Origin of the sequence: Sphingomonas pollutisoli (assembly GCF_029167165.1) — a bacterium.
Taxonomy (GTDB): Bacteria; Pseudomonadota; Alphaproteobacteria; order Sphingomonadales; family Sphingomonadaceae; genus Sphingomonas; species Sphingomonas pollutisoli.
On sequence record NZ_JARFNJ010000003.1, the window covers coordinates 538,941 to 552,469 of the forward strand.

General features: G+C 67.6%; 13 protein-coding genes. 9 read left to right on the forward strand and 4 right to left on the reverse strand.

What is annotated here, in order from left to right:
* Positions 1-73 precede the first annotated feature (73 nt).
* Both PX554_RS08870 and crtY read right to left on the reverse strand, forming a co-directional pair.
* A complete protein-coding gene (locus tag PX554_RS08870) occupies positions 74-1,564 on the reverse strand; it encodes a phytoene desaturase (protein WP_093225061.1) in 1,491 nt (496 codons plus the stop codon).
* Positions 1,564-2,724, reverse strand: coding sequence for a lycopene beta-cyclase CrtY (gene crtY / locus PX554_RS08875; protein ID WP_275500800.1), 1,161 nt, complete (start codon positions 2,722-2,724; stop codon positions 1,564-1,566). Before crtY ends, PX554_RS08870 begins: the two co-directional genes overlap by 1 nt.
* Before the next feature lie 103 nt (positions 2,725-2,827).
* Here crtY and PX554_RS08880 point away from each other — a divergent pair, with 103 nt between their 5' ends.
* Together PX554_RS08880 and PX554_RS08885 are read left to right on the forward strand one after the other, a co-directional pair.
* Positions 2,828-3,586, forward strand: coding sequence for a sterol desaturase family protein (locus PX554_RS08880; protein ID WP_275501005.1), 759 nt, complete (start codon positions 2,828-2,830; stop codon positions 3,584-3,586).
* Positions 3,516-3,947, forward strand: a complete 432-nt coding sequence (locus PX554_RS08885) for a DUF2141 domain-containing protein (RefSeq protein WP_093225126.1) — start codon at positions 3,516-3,518, stop codon at positions 3,945-3,947. Before PX554_RS08880 ends, PX554_RS08885 begins: the two co-directional genes overlap by 71 nt.
* 9 nt (positions 3,948-3,956) lie before the next feature.
* Here the strand turns inward: PX554_RS08885 and gpmA are convergent, their stop codons facing one another.
* Entirely contained in the window at positions 3,957-4,643 is a 687-nt protein-coding gene (gene gpmA, locus PX554_RS08890) for a 2,3-diphosphoglycerate-dependent phosphoglycerate mutase (protein ID WP_275500804.1), read from the reverse strand.
* A gap of 109 nt (positions 4,644-4,752) precedes the next feature.
* Between gpmA and PX554_RS08895 the strand changes: the two genes are divergently transcribed.
* Entirely contained in the window at positions 4,753-5,472 is a 720-nt protein-coding gene (locus PX554_RS08895; RefSeq protein ID WP_275500806.1) for a dienelactone hydrolase family protein, read from the forward strand.
* Positions 5,473-5,521: 49 nt separating this feature from the next.
* A complete protein-coding gene (locus PX554_RS08900; protein WP_275500808.1) occupies positions 5,522-6,664 on the forward strand; it encodes an aminotransferase in 1,143 nt (380 codons plus the stop codon).
* 424 nt (positions 6,665-7,088) lie between these two features.
* Here PX554_RS08900 and PX554_RS08905 read toward each other — a convergent pair whose 3' ends face one another.
* Positions 7,089-8,435 (reverse strand): MFS transporter, encoded by a 1,347-nt coding sequence (locus PX554_RS08905; protein WP_275500810.1) that lies wholly within the window; start codon positions 8,433-8,435, stop codon positions 7,089-7,091.
* 197 nt (positions 8,436-8,632) lie between these two features.
* Here PX554_RS08905 and cyoA point away from each other — a divergent pair, with 197 nt between their 5' ends.
* The 5 genes from cyoA to PX554_RS08930 are packed head-to-tail and all read left to right on the forward strand — an operon-like array spanning position 8,633 to position 13,520.
* Positions 8,633-9,733: a ubiquinol oxidase subunit II gene (gene cyoA / locus PX554_RS08910; RefSeq protein ID WP_420833435.1), complete on the forward strand. Its 1,101-nt coding sequence runs from the start codon at positions 8,633-8,635 to the stop codon at positions 9,731-9,733.
* A gap of 12 nt (positions 9,734-9,745) precedes the next feature.
* Positions 9,746-11,749 carry a cytochrome o ubiquinol oxidase subunit I gene (gene cyoB / locus PX554_RS08915; protein ID WP_420833436.1) on the forward strand — a complete coding sequence of 668 codons (2,004 nt, stop codon included), beginning with the start codon at positions 9,746-9,748 and terminating at the stop codon, positions 11,747-11,749.
* A 3-nt stretch (positions 11,750-11,752) separates the two neighbouring features.
* Entirely contained in the window at positions 11,753-12,385 is a 633-nt protein-coding gene (cyoC, locus tag PX554_RS08920) for a cytochrome o ubiquinol oxidase subunit III (protein WP_093226039.1), read from the forward strand.
* Entirely contained in the window at positions 12,382-12,780 is a 399-nt protein-coding gene (gene cyoD / locus PX554_RS08925) for a cytochrome o ubiquinol oxidase subunit IV (RefSeq protein WP_275500814.1), read from the forward strand. The genes cyoC and cyoD overlap by 4 nt, the downstream gene beginning before the upstream one ends.
* Positions 12,780-13,520: an SURF1 family protein gene (locus PX554_RS08930; RefSeq protein ID WP_275500816.1), complete on the forward strand. Its 741-nt coding sequence runs from the start codon at positions 12,780-12,782 to the stop codon at positions 13,518-13,520. The genes cyoD and PX554_RS08930 overlap by 1 nt, the downstream gene beginning before the upstream one ends.
* Positions 13,521-13,529: the final 9 nt, after the last annotated feature.

A 13,529-nucleotide genomic window follows, 5' to 3' on the forward strand; every position in this document is an offset into this window, starting at 1 on the left:
GCGTAATCGTTCGAAACGACGGCCACGCTCAGTAACGCGGCGGCCCCGGCCTGCGCCGGGGCGACGAGACTTTTCACTTCAAGTCCTCCAGCATCAACGCCGCCGTCGCCTTGGCACTTCCCACCACGCCGGGAATCCCCGCGCCCGGATGCGTGCCGGCGCCGACGAAATACAGGTTCGGAATCTGGTCGTCGCGGTTGTGGACGCGGAACCAGGCGCTTTGCGTCAGGATCGGCTCCAGCGAAAAGGCGCTGCCGAGGTGCGCGTTGAGGTCGCCCGCGAAATCCGCCGGCGTGTAGCTGAACTTGGTGACGATCCGGTCGTGGATATCGGGGATCAGCCGCCGCCCGACCTCGTCGAGAATGCGCTTTTCCAGCACCGGCGCGATCTCCGCCCAATCGACCGGGAACTTGCCCATGTGCGGCACCGGCGCGAGCGCATAGAAGGTCGAATGCCCCTCGGGCGCGAGGCTCGGATCGGTCACCGTCGGGTGGTGGAGGTACAGCGAGAAATCCTCGGGCAGCACGCCATGATCGTAGATGTCCGCGAGCAGCCCTTTGTAGCGCGGCCCGAACAGGATCATGTGGTGCGGAATGCCCGGCCACGTCCCCTTGATGCCGAAATGGACGACGAACAGCGACGGCGACCAGCGCTTGCCCTCCAGCCGCTGCCGGGTGCGCTGCGCGCTGCGCGAGGTCTTGAGCAGATCGCGGTAGATGTGCATCACGTCGCCGTTGCACGCGATCATGTCGGCCTGCGCCTGCCATCCGCTCGCGGTGGTGACGCCGGTGGCGCGGTCCCCGACCGTCTCGATGCTCGTCACCGCGTCGCCGAGCCGCACCACGCCGCCGAGCCGCTCGAAATGCGTGACCATGCCCGCGATCAGCCGGTTGGTCCCGCCCTTCGCGAACCATACCCCGCCGTCGCGTTCGAGCTTGTGGATCAGCGCGTAGATCGCGCTCGTCGTCATCGGATTGCCGCCGACCAGAAGCGTGTGGAACGACAAGGCCTGGCGGAGATGCTCGTCCTTCACGAACGACGACACCACCGAATAGACTGAGCGCCACGCCTGATAGCGCGCGAGCGCGGGCGCGGCCTTTATCATCGCCGCGAAATCGAGGAACGCGGTCGCGCCGAGCTTGACATAGCCTTCCTCGTACACGCCGGCGGCATAATCGAGGAACTTGCGATAGCCCGCGACATCGTCGGGGTTGAGCCGCGCGATCTCGGCGGTCAGCGCGGGGTCGTCGTTCGAATAATCGAAACTGACGCCGTCCGCCCAGTTGAGCCGGTAGAACGGCATCACCGGCACCAGCGCCACGTCCTCGGCCATGTCGCGCCCGCTCAGCCCCCACAGCTCGCGCAGGCATGCCGGATCGGTGATGACGGTGGGGCCGGCATCGAAGGTGAAGCCGTCGCGTTCCCACACATAGGCGCGGCCGCCCGGCTTGTCGCGCGCCTCGACGATGGTGGTGTCGATCCCCGCCGATTGCAGGCGGATGCCGAGCGCGAGGCCGCCGAAGCCAGCGCCGATGACGATCGCGGAACGGGCGGCGGGCGGCATCAGCGCGACCCCGCGAGCGCGGCGATCGCGCGGCCGATCGGCACCGGCGGCTTGCCGGACAGGATGCGCATCTTGTCCGTCATCGTCGTCGTCCCTGCGTAAAAGCGTCCGATCAGATCGGAATCGAGGCGGTAGAAGCGTTCGAGGATGCGGTATCGTTCCCAAGGGTCGGCGGCGCGAAACAGCATGCGCGCGAGGATACGATAGAAGCCGCGCGCACGCCACAGCCGTTGCGCATGGCGGTGCGTGAGATCGTGCAGCGCCGCGCCCGACAGATCGCTCGCCTTCGCGACCAGCGCCGCGAGCCGCACCGCATCGGGCAGCGAATAGCCGGTCATCGGATGGAACAGCCCTGCGCGCATCCCCGCCTTGGCGATGCCCGCGCCGCCGCTGCGCCAATATCCCTCGAAATCGCCGCCCATCGCGACCGGCAGCACGCCGGTCTCCTCGCGCAGCACGCGCTCGGGCAGCCAGCCGCGCGCGGCGACATAGGCGTCGATTCGCTCGGCCAGCAGCGCGCCGTCGAGATCGGGCGTGTCGCTGTAATATGTGTCCTCGACGAACATCCGCGTCGCCGCGAACGGCAGGCAATAGACGAAGCGATAGCCGTCCTCCTGCGCCACGGTCGCGTCCATCACGATCGGCTGGGCGAGGCCGTGCGGCTCGGCGAGTTCGACCTCGCAGCCGGCGAACTTCTGCCAGCCGAGATCGAGCCGGGTGAGATCGGCGGGGCCGCGCGCGTCGATCACGCCCCGCGCCGAGATCTGGTCGCCATCCGCGAGCATCACCGCGGTCGGCGCGAGATCGGTCACGCGCCGTCCGGTCATCAGCGCGCGCGGCGCGAGCCGGCCGCGCAGCACCTGGTCGAGCCGCTCCGATTCGACCGAATAATAGGTCTGGGCGATGCCGCGGCGGTGCGCGGGGAAGGCGACCTCATAGCGCGACCAGCCGTGGCAGACGAGCGGGGCGACCAGCCAGCGGTCCGCCGCCGCGACATCGCTCGCGAAGAACGACCAGACGTGATTGCCGCCCAGATGCGGGTTTTCCTCGACGATACGCAGATCGAGATCGGGGCGGACGCGGTGCAGGGCGAGCGCGAGCAGGCCGCCCGCAAGACCGCCGCCGACGATCGCGAGGTCGCAATGGTGGACTTCGGACATCGCCGGCCCCTAGCCGATTCACGCGGCGGTGCAAATCGCGCCGCGATCGTGTAGGGCGAGCGGCGTGGCAGCAATCCTCACCATCCTCCTGTCGGCGCTCGCGATGTCGGTGATCGTCGGGGTGCGCTATCTGGTCGTCAGCGGCGCGTTCGCGGCGGCGACGCGGCTGCGCCATCCGGGTTTGTACGCCGGGCTCGATCCGCAAATTCGCCGGGAGATCGGCTGGAGCCTCGCCTCGGCGGCGATCTACGGCGTGCCCGCCGGCGTGGTCGCCTGGGGATGGCAGAATCGCGGCTGGACGCGGATTTACGCCGATCTCCACGCCTGGCCGCTATGGTATCTGCCGGTGTCGGTGCTGCTGTACCTCGCCGCGCATGACACCTGGTTCTACTGGACCCACCGCTGGATGCACCGCCCGCGCGTGTTCCGCATCGCCCATGCCGCGCACCATGCCAGCCGCCCGCCCACCGCCTGGGCGGCGATGGCGTTTCACCCGATCGAGGCGCTGAGTGGCGCGCTGGTGGTTCCGCTGCTCGTGTTCCTCGTGCCGATCCATCCGATCGGCCTCGCGATCGTGCTGACGGTGATGACGGTGATGGGCGTCACCAATCACATGGGCTGGGAGATGTTCCCGGCGGCGCTATGGCGGGGGCCGATCGGGGGCTGGATCATCACCGCGAGCCATCACCAGCGCCACCACCAGCAGTATGAGGGCAATTATGGGCTTTATTTCCGGGTTTGGGACCGGCTCTGCGGCACCGATCGCGGCCTGGGCGACTTCGCGCGCGATCATGCCCGCGCGGCGGCTCGGGCTGGGCGCGCTCGCGCTGACGATGCTCGGCGGCGCGGCGCCGGTCGCTGACCTGTCGCTCGATATCGGCGGATTGCGTTCGGCCAAGGGGCTGGTGCGCGTGTGCCTGACCGCGGTGGCGGACAATTTCCCGCAATGCGTCGACACCGCCGAATCGACCCGGCGGACCGCGCCGGCGGATGGCGGCGCGATCCGGTTCGCCGGGCTGCCGCACGGCGATTATGCGATCGCGGTGATCCATGACGAGAACGGCAACGGCAAGCTCGACACGATCGCCGGCATCCCGCGCGAGGGCTTCGGCTTCTCGCGCAACCCGCCGATCCGCTTCGGCCCGCCCCGCTTCGCGAGTGCGCGCTTCAGCGTGACCGGCGCGGGCGAACGGCAGCAGGTGAAGATGCGCTACCTGCTGTGATGCCGCCGCTTAGCGTTCGCTCAGATAATAGCGGTCGGTCGCGGTGAGATCGGCATCGAGGTCATAGACGATCGGCTGCCCGGTCGGGATTTCGAGCCCGGTGATCTCGTCGTCGGGAATCTTCGACAGATGCTTGACCAGCGCGCGCAGCGAATTGCCGTGCGCCGAGATCAGCACACGCTGGCCCGCCTTGAGCGCGGGCGCGATCCGGCTGTCCCAATAGGGCAGCACGCGCGCGATCGTGTCCTTCAGGCTCTCGGTCGCCGGGATGGCGATGCCCGCGTAGCGGCGGTCGCCCGACAGATCGAACGCGCTGCCCGCTTCGAGCGGCGGCGGCGGCACGTCGAAGCTGCGCCGCCAGATATGCACCTGCTCGTCACCGTGCTTGGCGGCGGTTTCGGCCTTGTTGAGCCCGGTCAGCCCGCCGTAATGCCGTTCGTTGAGCCGCCAGTCCTTCTCGACCGGCAGCCACAGCCGCTGCATCTCCTCGAGCGCGAGGTTGAGCGTCTTGATCGCGCGGGTTTGCAGCGAGGTGAAGCACAGATCGAAATCGAGGCCCTTCTCGGCCATCAGCCGTCCGGCGGCGCGCGCTTCCTCGGCGCCTTTCTCCGTGACATCGACATCCCACCAGCCGGTGAAGCGGTTCTCGAGGTTCCAGGCCGATTGGCCGTGGCGGATCAGGACGAGGCTGGGCATGGATTTCCCCTCTGCTGGTGTTCGCCTTGTCCTTAGCGGCTGATCGCGCCGAGGCAACTTGCGCGCGCACTGGGCGCCGTGGCAGGTCGGCATGTGAAGGAGACGTGCGATGGCGATCATCCGGCAGAGCTTGATCTATGACGGCCCCGGCGGCCCGTTCGAAGGCGTGATCGCGTTCGAGGACGAGGTGCGGACGCTGCGCCCCGGTGTGCTCGTCGTCCCCAACGTGCTCGGCCAGAAGGAGGCGGATATCCGCAAGGCCGAGGATCTCGCCGCGCTCGGCTATGTCGCGCTGGCGGGCGACGTTTATGGTCAGGGCAAACGCACGACGCGCGAGTCGCCCGATCCCGCCGTGTACATGAACGCGCTGCGGGCCGACCGCGCGCTGCTGCGTGAGCGGCTGGCGGCGTCGCTCGCGGCGCTCGCCGGGTTCGACCGGGTCGATCCGGCGCGGCTCGCCGCGATCGGTTTCTGCTTCGGCGGCGGCTGCGTGCTCGATATCGCGCGCGCCGGCCTCGGCGTGCGCGGCGTGGTGAGCTTCCACGGCGTCTATGACCGGCCGGATTATGCCAATGTCACCCCGATCACCGCGAAACTGTTGATCTGCCACGGCTGGGACGATCCGCTCGGACCGCCCGAAGCCGTGACCGGACTCGCGCAGGAACTGACCGAGGGGCAGGCCGACTGGCAGTTGCTCGCCTTCGGCGGCACCGGCCACGCCTTCACCGACCGCGACGCGCCCGAGCGCCCCGGCTTCGGCTATCGCGCGTTGGCGGACCAGCGCAGTTGGCGGGCGATGCGCGATTTCCTCGCGGAGCTGTTCCTGTAGCGCGGCGTGCAGCGTTCGTTCGTCCCGAGCCGATCAAGAGAGAACATCCATGAACCCCGTCTACACCAAGCTCGGCACCACCATTTTCGAGGCGATGTCGGCGCGCGCGCGGGCGAGCGGGGCGATCAATCTCGGCCAGGGTTTCCCCGACGGACGCGGCCCCGAGGACGTGCTCGCCGAGGCGGCGCGCGCGCTCATCGAGGACTCGAATCAGTATCCGCCGATGCTCGGCACCGCTTCGCTGCGGCAGGCGGTTGTCGAGCATTACCGCGCGCATCAAGGGCTCGATCTCGCAGCGGAGGAGGTGGTGGTCACCTCGGGCGCGACCGAGGCGCTCGCCTGCGCGATCTTCGCGCTGGTCTCGCCCGGCGACGAGGTGGTGATGTTCCAGCCGCTGTACGACGCCTATCTGCCGCTGGTCGAGCGGGCGGGCGGGGTCGCGAAGCTGGTGCGGCTCGCGCCCCCCGACTGGCGGATCACCGCCGAGGCGCTCGCGGCGGTCGCGAGCGACAGGACCCGGCTCATCATCGTCAATTCCCCGCTCAACCCGGCGGGCGCGCTCGCAACCCCGGACGAACGTGCGCTGCTCGCCGATTTCTGCGTCAGCCACGACGCGATCGCGATCTGCGACGAGGTGTGGGAGCATGTCGTGTTCGACGGCGCGCGGCACGAGTCGCTGATCGCGCAGCCGGGGATGCGCGATCGGACCGTCAAGATCGGCTCGGCCGGCAAGATCTTCTCGCTGACAGGATGGAAGGTCGGCTGGATGTGCGCCGCGCCGCGCCTCGCGGCGGTGCTGGCCAAGGCGCACCAGTTCCTCACCTTCACCACTCCGCCCAATCTCCAGGCCGGCGCGGCCTATGGGCTGGGCAAGGACATCGGCTATTTCGAGGACATGCGCGCCGGCTACCAGCGCTCGCGCGACCGTCTGCGCGACGGGCTGGAGCGGCTCGGCTATGCCGTGCTGCCCTGCGCCTCGACCTATTTCCTCAATATCGACCTCGCCGCCTCGGGCGTCGACATGGGCGATGTCGCCTTCGCCGAATGGCTGATCGCGGAGGCGGGCGTCGCGACGATCCCGGTCAGCGCCTTCTACGCCGAGGCGCCGGTGACCAACGTGGTGCGGCTATGCTTCGCCAAACAGGACGCGACGCTCGACGCCGCGCTGGAGCGGATGACGCGCCGGCCCTGAGCGGGCGCGCACTCGGCACGTGCTTCGACTGCGCTCAGCACGAACGATTGATAACGCGGACTCCCCTCTCACCCGTTCGCCCTGAGCGCAGTCGAGGGGCGTGCCCGGTCGATGGCGCTTGGGGGGGGGCGTGCTTCGACTGCGCTCAGCACGAACGGGTGGGGAGTTGAACGCAAACGGCCCGCCCTCCTCATGGAGAGCGGGACGCTTCGTGTCGCGCGCTGGCCGTTAGCGGGTCGGAGGGCGGGTGGTCCTTCCCCGTACCCCGTTCGCCCTGAGCGCAGTCGAAGGGCGTGCCCGGTCGATGGCGCTTGTGGAACGTGCTTCGACGTCGCTCAGCACGAACGGGTGGGGATGTGAACGCAAACGGCCCGCTCTCCTCGTGGAAAGCGGGCCGTTCGTGTTTCGCCGCCGAAGCGTTCGCTTAGGAGAACTTCTGCCCCAACTCGCGATTGACGAACAGCGCGGCGATCGTGCCGACCGCACCCGAGAGCAGGTAGGCGCCCGCCGCGAGCACGCCGAAATGGCTCGCCAGCAGCAGCGCGGCGAGCGGCGCGAACGCCGCGCCGACCAGCCAGGCGAGATCCGAGGTGAGCGCCGCGCCGGTATAGCGATGATGACTGGTGAAATTGCCCGCGACGACGCCCGACGACTGGCCGAAGCCGATCCCCAGGATCGCGAAGCCGAACACCATGAAGATGACCTCACCCACGTCGCCGCCGTTGAGGAGCTGCGGGGCGAAGCCGCTGAACGCCGCGATCGCCACCGCCGACACGCCGAGCACCGAGCGACGCCCGAACCGGTCGGCGAGCAGCCCCGAGGCGAGCACCGCCATGAGGCCGACCACCGCGCCGCCGATCTCGATCTCGAGGAAGCGCGCCGGGTTCTGCTTGGTGAACAGGAAGACCCAGGAGAGCGGGAACACCGTCACCATATGGAACATCGCGAAGCTCGCGAGCGGCGCGAACGCACCGATGATGATGTTGCGGCCCTGCGACGAGACCGTCTCGAACACCGGCGCGGGCTGGAGATCGCGGCTCTCGAACAGGTTCTGGTAATCGGGCGTCGAAACGATGCGCAGCCGCGCGAACAGCGCGACGACGTTGATCGCGAACGCCACGAAGAACGGATAGCGCCAGCCCCATTCGATGAAGTCGCCCGGCGACAGCGTCGAGACGAGGAAGGCGAACAGCGCGCTCGCCACGATCAGCCCGAGCGGCGCGCCGAGCTGCGGGATCATCGCGTACCAGCCGCGCTTGTTCTCGGGGGCGTTGAGCGCGAGCAGCGACGACAGGCCATCCCATGCGCCGCCGAGCGCGAGGCCCTGGCCGATGCGGAACACCGCGAGCAGGATGCCGGCGGTCTTGCCGATCTGTTCGCTACCCGGCAGGAAGGCGACCGCCGCGGTCGCGCCGCCGAGCATGAAGATTGCGATCGTCAGCTTGGTCCCGCGGCCGTATAAACGGTCGATCGTCATGAAGATCAGCGAACCGATCGGTCGCGCGATGAAAGCGAGCGCGAAGATCGCGAACGAATAGAGCGTACCGGTCAGCCGGTCGACATCGGAGAAGATCAGTTGCGGGAACACCAGCACCGACGCGATCGCGTACACGAAGAAATCGAAGAATTCCGACGTGCGCCCGATGACGACGCCGATCGCGATCTCCGCCGGCGCGATGTCGCCGTGCTGGCCGACATTGCCATGCGTACCGCGCCCGTGGCCTCCGGGCGGCGTGTCGGCGTGGGGGTTGCCGATACTCTTCGTACTCATATCACGACTCCAGAAGGCGACGCGCCGCGCGGACGACACGGCGAGTCGATCGCGGATTGGGTCCGCGCGGTCAAGTCGCGCCTCTCCGATATTGCTCGCACCTGCGGGATTGGACAAAATGTCCTATGTTGCGGCGCGGCAGCCATGCTAGGCGCCGCCCCATGCCCGAGAGTGCTCCCACCCTTCGAGTCCGCACGATGATGCGGCCCTTCATGATCTTGGCGACCAGCCTCCTGCTCGGCGGCTGCAACATGGTCGTCCTGAACCCGGCCGGAGACGTTGCTGCGCAGCAGCGCGATCTGCTCATCATCGCGACCGTGCTGATGCTGCTCATCATCGTGCCGGTGATCGCGATGATCGCGCTGTTCGCCTGGCGCTATCGCGCGTCGAACACGGACGCGAACTATCAGCCCAATTGGGACCATTCGACTCAGCTCGAGCTGCTGATCTGGTCGGCCCCGCTGCTCATCATCATCTGCCTCGGCGCGGTGACATGGGTGGGGACGCATCTGCTCGATCCCTATCGGCCGATCGAGCGCACCGTCGCGGGCAAGCCGGTCGCGCCCGGCGTCAAGCCGCTCGAGGTCGAGGTGGTGGCGCTCGATTGGAAGTGGCTGTTCATCTATCCGGAATACGGCTTCGCGACCGTCAACGAACTCGCCGCGCCGGTCGATCGGCCGATCGCCTTCAAGATCACCGCGTCCTCGGTGATGAACGCCTTCTACGTCCCCGCGCTCGCCGGCATGATCTATGCGATGCCGAGCATGGAGACGCGGCTGCACGCGGTCATCAACAAGCCCGGCGATTACACCGGCATGTCCGCCAATTACAGCGGCGCCGGCTTCTCGGGCATGCACTTCCATTTCTACGGCATGACCGACAAGGATTTCGCCGGCTGGGTCGCGCGCAACAAGGCGGCGGGCGGCACGCTCGACCGCGCCGCCTATCTCCAGCTCGAACGCCCGAGCGAGCATGTGCCGGTACAGCGCTTCGCCGCCGTCGAACCCGGCCTGTTCCGCGCCGCGGTCAACTTCTGCGTCAAGCCCGGCTCGGTCTGCACCGATGCGATGATGCGCACCGACGCCGCGCGCGACAGCCAGTCGAACGCGAACGAGCATGGCCCGATGCCGATGCCCGGCGGCCATCCGATGCCCATGCCCGGCCACTCGCCAGTGCCGCAGCCGTCGCCCGCCGCCAAGCCGGACACCGCCGGCCTGACCGGCGCCGACCTGCCGCGCCGGGCCGCCCCTTCAGCCGGCGTGGCGCTTGCCGCGACCGCCAGCCAACCCCGTCTGTAAGAAGCGATGTCCATGTCACCCCAGTTCGTTCCGATCAGCCCGATCTTCGGTCGCTTCACGATCGCGTCGCTGCCACTCCAGGAGCCGATCGTCGTCGGCACCTTCTGCGCGGTCGCGCTCGGCGGCATCGCGCTGGTCGCGGCGCTGACGTGGTACAAATTGTGGGGCTATCTCTGGAAGGAGTGGTTCACCTCGGTCGATCACAAGAAGATCGGCGTGATGTACATGGTGCTCGGGCTCGTCATGCTGCTGCGCGGTTTCTCCGACGCGATCATGATGCGCGCGCAGCAGGCGATCGCGTTCCACGGCTCCGAAGGCTATCTCAACGCGCACCATTATGATCAGGTGTTCACCGCCCACGGCGTCATCATGATCTTCTTCGTGGCGATGCCGTTCGTCACCGGGCTGATGAACTTCGTCGTTCCGCTCCAGATCGGCGCGCGCGACGTGTCCTTCCCGTTCCTCAACAATTTCAGCTTCTGGATGACGGCCGGCGGCGCGGTGATCGTGATGATGTCGCTGTTCGTCGGCGAATTCGCGCGCACCGGCTGGCTTGCCTATCCACCGCTGTCGGGGGTGGCGTACAGCCCCGGGGTCGGGGTCGATTATTATATCTGGGCGTTGCAGGTCGCCGGCGTCGGCACATTGCTGTCGGGCGTCAATCTGATCGCGACGATCGTCAAGCTGCGCGCGCCGGGCATGACGCTGATGCGGATGCCGATCTTCACCTGGACCGCGCTGTGCACCAACATCCTGATCGTCGCGGCCTTCCCGGTGCTGACCGCGGTGCTCGCGCTGCTCAGCCTCGATCGCTACGTCGGCACCGATTTCTTCACGAACACGCTCGGCGGCAACCCGATGATGTACGTCAACCTGATCTGGATCTGGGGCCACCCGGAGGTGTACATCCTGATCCTGCCGCTGTTCGGCGTGTTCTCGGAAGTGACCTCGACCTTCTCGGGCAAGCGGCTGTTCGGCTATTCGTCGATGGTGTACGCGACCGTCGTCATCACCATCCTGTCGTACCTGGTGTGGCTGCACCACTTCTTCACGATGGGGTCGGGCGCGAGCGTCAACAGCTTCTTCGGCATCACCACGATGGTGATCTCGATCCCGACCGGCGCCAAGCTCTTCAACTGGCTGTTCACCATGTACCGCGGCCGTATCCGCTTCGATCTGCCGATGCTGTGGACCGTGGCGTTCATGGTCACCTTCGTGATCGGCGGCATGACCGGCGTGATGCTCGCGGTGCCGCCGGCCGACTTCGTGCTCCACAACTCGCTGTTCCTCATCGCACACTTCCACAACGTCATCATCGGCGGCGTGGTGTTCGGGGTGTTCGCGGCGATCAACTTCTGGTTCCCCAAGGCGTTCGGCTTCCGGCTCGATCCGTTCTGGGGCAAGATCAGCTTCGTGTGCTGGGTCAGCGGCTTCTGGGTCGCGTTCACGCCGCTCTACATCATGGGCCTGATGGGCGTGACGCGCCGGCTGCGGACCTTCGATGATCCGTCGCTTCAGATCTGGTTCATTATCGCGGCGTTCGGCGCGGTGCTGATCGCGATCGGGATCGGCGCGCTGCTCATCCAGATCGCGGTGAGCATCCTCAACCGCGACAAGCTGCGCGACACCACCGGCGATCCGTGGCACGGGCGCACGCTCGAATGGTCGACCTCGTCGCCGCCGCCGGAGTATAACTTCGCCTTCACCCCGATCGTCCACGACACCGATGCGTGGTGGGACATGCAGGAGCGCGGCGCGGTCCGTCCGACCAGCGGCTTCAAGGCGATCCACATGCCGCGCAGCACCTGGGCCGGTATCGTCCTCGCCGGCCTGAGCGTGGCGCTCGGCGTCGCGATGATCTGGTACGTGTGGTGGCTGGCGATCGCGAGCTTCGTCGCGCTGCTCGGCGTCGCGATCTTCCATACCTTCAACTACAAGCGCGATTATCACATCCCCGCCGAGGACGTGACGCGCGTCGAGAACGAGCGCACCCGCCAGCTCGCCGCGGAGGCCTGAGACATGTCGGCTGATACCATGACCGCGAACGGCGACGCGCAGATCGCCTTCTACGACCTCGACGAGCACGATCATCCCGAAGGCGGCAGCACGCTGCTCGGCTTCTGGATCTACCTGATGAGCGACTGCCTCATCTTCGCGATGCTGTTCGCGACCTATGGCGTGCTGGGCCACAGCTATGCCGGCGGCCCCGGCCCGCGCCAGCTCTTCGAGCTGCCGCTGGTCGCGCTCAACACCGCGATGCTGCTGTTCTCGTCGATCACCTATGGTTTCGCGATGCTCGCGATGAACCAGAACAAGGCCGGCCAGACGCAGCTCTGGCTGTTCGTCACCGCCTTGTTCGGCATCGCCTTCCTCACGATCGAGCTGACCGAATTCGCCTCGCTGATCCATGAGGGCGCGACGCCGCAGCGCAGCGCGTTCCTGTCGTCCTTCTTCACGCTGGTCGGCACGCACGGGCTGCACGTCACCTTCGGCCTGATCTGGCTGTTCACGCTGATGGTGCAGATCGCCACCAAGGGGCTGATCCCCGCCAACCGCCGCCGCCTGATGTGCCTCAGCCTGTTCTGGCACTTCCTCGACGTGATCTGGATCGGCGTCTTCACCTTTGTCTATCTGATGGGAATGCTGCGATGAGCGCGCACCAACATGCCCCCCATGCGGCCGGCGAGCCGCACGGCCAAGGCGACCACGAAGGCGGCGCGGCGCACGGCACCTACGCCAGCTATCTGCTCGGCTTCGGCCTGTCGGTGGTGCTCACCGCGATCCCGTTCTGGCTGGTGATGGCGCATGTCCTGCCCAACGAGACCACCGGCTATGTCATCATGGCGTTCGCCGCGATCCAGATCGTCGTCCACATGATCCTGTTCCTCCATCTCGACAGCAAGTCGGAAGCGGGCTGGAACATGATGGCGCTGGCCTTCACGGTCGTCGTCCTGGTCATCACGCTGAGCGGCTCGCTCTGGGTGATGTACAATATGAACACCAACATGATGCCGATGTCCGTCGAGGACATGCGCCAGATGCCGTAATGGCCGGCGGCGGTGCTCCCGAGCGACCGCCGCGTTCTCCCGCCACGCTGATCCTGCTGGGTGGCGTGGCGGCGCTGCTCTTCGGCGCGCTGGTCGCGCTCGGGATCTGGCAGGTCGAGCGGCGCGCGTGGAAACACGCGCTGATCGCGCAGGTCGACGCGCGGCTCCATGCCGCGCCGGTCGCCCCGCCGGGGCCGGCCGAATGGCCGCGAATCGACGCGCGCGACGCCTATCTCCGCGTCGCGCTCAGCGGCCAGTACCTCCCCGGTCGCGAGACCTTCGTCAAAGCCGTGACCGAGCGCGGCCCCGGCTTCTGGGCGCTGTCGCCGCTCGTTAGCGAACAGGGCTTCATCGTGCTGGTCAACCGCGGGTTCGTCGCGCGGGCCGTCGCGCCTGCGCCGGCGGGGCCAGCGCGCGTGACCGGGCTGCTCCGGCTCACCGAACCGGGCGGTGGCTTCCTGCGCGCGAACGATCCGGCGGCGAACCACTGGTTCTCGCGCGACGTCGCGGCGATCGCACGGGCACGCCACCTCGCGCCGGTAGCGCCCTATTTCGTCGATGCCGATGCGGCGTCCTCGAATCCCGGCGGTCCGGTCGGCGGGCTGACCGTGGTCAGGTTCAGCGACAACCATCTCATCTACGCGCTCACCTGGTTCGGACTCGCCGCGCTCGTCGCCATCGGCGCGGTCATCGTCGCGCGCGAGGAGCGCCGCGTGCGCCGCGCCGCGGCGGCGCGGTGAGCGTCGCGG

Excerpts from the sequence above, each read along its gene's own strand:
- PX554_RS08870 (WP_093225061.1), bottom strand. The coding sequence starts at position 1,564 with ATGCCGCCCGCCGCCCGTTCCGCGATCGTCATCGGCGCTGGCTTCGGC.
- crtY (WP_275500800.1), bottom strand. The coding sequence starts at position 2,724 with ATGTCCGAAGTCCACCATTGCGACCTCGCGATCGTCGGCGGCGGTCTT.
- PX554_RS08880 (WP_275501005.1), top strand. The coding sequence starts at position 2,828 with ATGTCGGTGATCGTCGGGGTGCGCTATCTGGTCGTCAGCGGCGCGTTC.
- PX554_RS08885 (WP_093225126.1), top strand. The coding sequence starts at position 3,516 with ATGCCCGCGCGGCGGCTCGGGCTGGGCGCGCTCGCGCTGACGATGCTC.
- gpmA (WP_275500804.1), bottom strand. The coding sequence starts at position 4,643 with ATGCCCAGCCTCGTCCTGATCCGCCACGGCCAATCGGCCTGGAACCTC.
- PX554_RS08895 (WP_275500806.1), top strand. The coding sequence starts at position 4,753 with ATGGCGATCATCCGGCAGAGCTTGATCTATGACGGCCCCGGCGGCCCG.
- PX554_RS08900 (WP_275500808.1), top strand. The coding sequence starts at position 5,522 with ATGAACCCCGTCTACACCAAGCTCGGCACCACCATTTTCGAGGCGATG.
- PX554_RS08905 (WP_275500810.1), bottom strand. The coding sequence starts at position 8,435 with ATGAGTACGAAGAGTATCGGCAACCCCCACGCCGACACGCCGCCCGGA.
- cyoA (WP_420833435.1), top strand. The coding sequence starts at position 8,633 with ATGATGCGGCCCTTCATGATCTTGGCGACCAGCCTCCTGCTCGGCGGC.
- cyoB (WP_420833436.1), top strand. The coding sequence starts at position 9,746 with ATGTCACCCCAGTTCGTTCCGATCAGCCCGATCTTCGGTCGCTTCACG.
- cyoC (WP_093226039.1), top strand. The coding sequence starts at position 11,753 with ATGTCGGCTGATACCATGACCGCGAACGGCGACGCGCAGATCGCCTTC.
- cyoD (WP_275500814.1), top strand. The coding sequence starts at position 12,382 with ATGAGCGCGCACCAACATGCCCCCCATGCGGCCGGCGAGCCGCACGGC.
- PX554_RS08930 (WP_275500816.1), top strand. The coding sequence starts at position 12,780 with ATGGCCGGCGGCGGTGCTCCCGAGCGACCGCCGCGTTCTCCCGCCACG.